The organism is Pseudomonas sp., from assembly GCF_050739995.1.
Classification (GTDB): Bacteria; Pseudomonadota; Gammaproteobacteria; order Pseudomonadales; family Pseudomonadaceae; genus Aquipseudomonas.
The window spans coordinates 1-2,605 of record NZ_JBOICG010000016.1; the positions used below are offsets into that span (position 1 = coordinate 1).

General features: G+C 59.7%; 3 protein-coding genes. All 3 read right to left on the bottom strand.

Annotation, left to right across the window (positions count from 1 at the left end):
- A partial coding sequence (locus ACRESD_RS00435) for a substrate-binding periplasmic protein (protein WP_431749129.1) occupies positions 1 to 423 on the bottom strand: 423 nt, incomplete at its 3' end.
- A 63-nt stretch (positions 424 to 486) separates the two neighbouring features.
- Positions 487 to 1,569: a hypothetical protein gene (locus ACRESD_RS00440; protein ID WP_431749130.1), complete on the bottom strand. Its 1,083-nt coding sequence runs from the start codon at positions 1,567 to 1,569 to the stop codon at positions 487 to 489.
- A 78-nt stretch (positions 1,570 to 1,647) separates the two neighbouring features.
- Complete coding sequence (gene metF / locus ACRESD_RS00445; RefSeq protein WP_431749131.1) at positions 1,648 to 2,493, bottom strand: methylenetetrahydrofolate reductase [NAD(P)H]; 846 nt, start codon at positions 2,491 to 2,493, stop codon at positions 1,648 to 1,650.
- Positions 2,494 to 2,605 lie beyond the last annotated feature (112 nt).

A 2,605-nucleotide genomic window follows, 5' to 3' on the forward strand; every position in this document is an offset into this window, starting at 1 on the left:
GCCATAGAGGTAGCCGGGTGAGATGCCGACGGTCAGGCCGTTCAGTTCGTCCAGGGTGCCGACGGGGTGAGGGCGTTCGTTGGCGTAGAACAGCACGAACTCGACCTCTGACAGCGGCTCGCTGGGGTAGAGCAGCAAGGCATCGCGGTCGTGGCTGTGAAAAATATCCAGCGCGCCATCGGCGTGGCCTTGGTCGAGCATGGCCAGGCAGCGCTTCCAGGGCAGGAACTGCCATTGCACATCAACCCCCAGGCGTTGGAACACGATCACCGTGGTTTCATAATCGAGTCCGCGCATGGTGCCGTTGTCTTCGTATACGTAGGGTGTCCAGGGCTCGGTGACAATACGCAACTTCTCGCCATAAGCGGTCAGGCTCAGGCAAGTGAAAAGGGCAGCAGTCAACAGCTTCAAAATGACAGGCATGCCCTGAGATTACGACTCTCCAGCCTTAAAGAGAAGCTCTGGCACAAGCATTGGCGCCAGGTGTCACTTGGCCGGGGAGTCCAGCAAGTGCTCATGGATTGCGGCGAGCCGCTCACCGAGAATCAGGCGCACAACAGGGTTGGCGAACCAATGTTCCAATTGGTGGGCATCGATAGGGCGCTTCTGGCGTTCTTCCTGATTTTGTCGGGCCTTGTCCCACCAAACCGGGCCGCATGCCTGGTCGAACTCGTTCTCGTGCTCGTAGCAGCCGTAGAGGATTTCACGGATGAACTGTTGCTGGTGCTTGGGCAGCAGCAGGGTGATCAATTTGTACATCAGGCGCTGCAAGCGCGGCGGACGTGGCAGGTGGGAGGAGACCTGCCGTGTGTCCGCCAGGGCCTGTGCGCTGGTAGGCGCCGCCGCGTGCTTGGCGATCCACGCCTTGACCTTGGCGCGAAACAGCTGCTTGCGGCTCCAGTAGTGGTGGATCAAGTCCGGGCATTCGCGCACGTTAACGGTGTGGTAGGCGGCGATGGACAGGCAGAACTCTTCCAGGGTGTAGGCGCCCTGGGCGTGGGGGAACAGCTCATCCATCAGTTCGATCGAGCGATCGAGAATGTGCGCATCCTGTTGGGTCAGGCCCATGACGCCGGAGTTGAGGGTCATCATGTCGTCGTCGGCCACGCCCATGTCCAGCAGGCGCTGGTGCAGGGCGGTGTAGAGGATGCTTTCGTGGTTGTCGCCATACTTGGTGTAGAAGGCGTTGCACAGCAGGGTGCCAGGCTGCACGCGTTCGAACAGGGCCATGGGCGAGAGGTGAAAGAAGGTGTCGGTGTCGATCAGCAATGCTACCGGAGACTCTTGCAGTACCTGGCGCAATACCACGTGCTTGGTACGGAAGTGGTAGCCATGGGGCTCGCTCCAGCGTTTGCGCGTGGCGTCATCCAATGGGCGCACACGCACCGGCAGCAGGCGATAAGGTTCAGGGTTGTCACTGAATACCTGGATGTCCACGATGGCGTCCGGGGTGTCCTGCAGGAACGCCAGTGCGCTGGCGATGCTGAATACCGCTTCCTGATGGTAGGTTTCGGCACCGAATACCAGGTAGACCAGCTGCGGGCGGGAAGTCGGGGACACTGTGTTCATGGACTGCGGGATTCCGTGGCTACGTAAAACGAAAAAGGCCCTCGTCTGGACGAGGGCCTTGGCACAACCGGGCAAACCTTAGCGTGGCAGCTTGAGGTTGTTCCAGATGGCAAGGCTGGGTTCAGCCTGGTTCAGGGTATAGAAATGCAGCCCTGGCGCACCACCTTGTAACAATTGTTCGCACATTTCGCTGATGACCTGCTCGCCGAACGCCTGGATGCTCTTGACGTCATCGCCATAGGCTTCCAGTTGCTTGCGCACCCAGCGTGGGATTTCAGCACCACAGGCATCGGAGAAACGCGCCAGCTTGCTGTAGTTGGTGATCGGCATGATGCCCGGCACGATTGGGATGTTCACACCCATGGCCCGTACGCGCTCGACGAAGTAGAAGTAGCTGTCGGCGTTGAAGAAGTACTGGGTAATCGCGCTGTTGGCGCCGGCGTTGGCCTTGCGCACGAAATTTTGCAGATCGTCTTCGAAATTGCGTGCTTGGGGGTGCATCTCCGGGTAAGCCGCCACTTCGATGTGGAAGTGATCGCCGGTTTCTTCACGGATGAAGCTCACCAGGTCATTGGCGTAGCGCAGCTCACCGCTGGCCATGCCCATGCCGGACGGCAGGTCGCCACGCAGGGCGACGATGCGCTTGATGCCTGCGGCCTTGTACTGGGTCAGCAGACTGCGCAGGTCAGCCTTGCTGTCGCCCACGCACGACAAGTGCGGAGCGGCGGGAACTTGGACTTGGCTTTCCAGCTGCAGCACGGTGTTGATCGTGCGGTCACGGGTCGAGCCACCGGCGCCGTAGGTGCAGGAGAAGAAGTCGGGGTTGTAGCTGGCCAACTGCGTAGCAGTCGCCATCAGTTTTTCATGCCCAGCATCGGTCTTGGTCGGGAAGAACTCGAAGCTGTAGCGACGGTCTTGGGACATGGTCGTATCCTTGGAAACTCAAAAAACCGGAAGTATTCACCGATTTAATGTGGGAGCGGGCTTGCTCGCGAAAGCGGTGTGTCAGTCACCGGATGCATCAACTGACGTAGCG

Excerpts from the sequence above, each read along its gene's own strand:
- ACRESD_RS00440 (WP_431749130.1), bottom strand. The coding sequence starts at position 1,569 with ATGAACACAGTGTCCCCGACTTCCCGCCCGCAGCTGGTCTACCTGGTA.
- metF (WP_431749131.1), bottom strand. The coding sequence starts at position 2,493 with ATGTCCCAAGACCGTCGCTACAGCTTCGAGTTCTTCCCGACCAAGACC.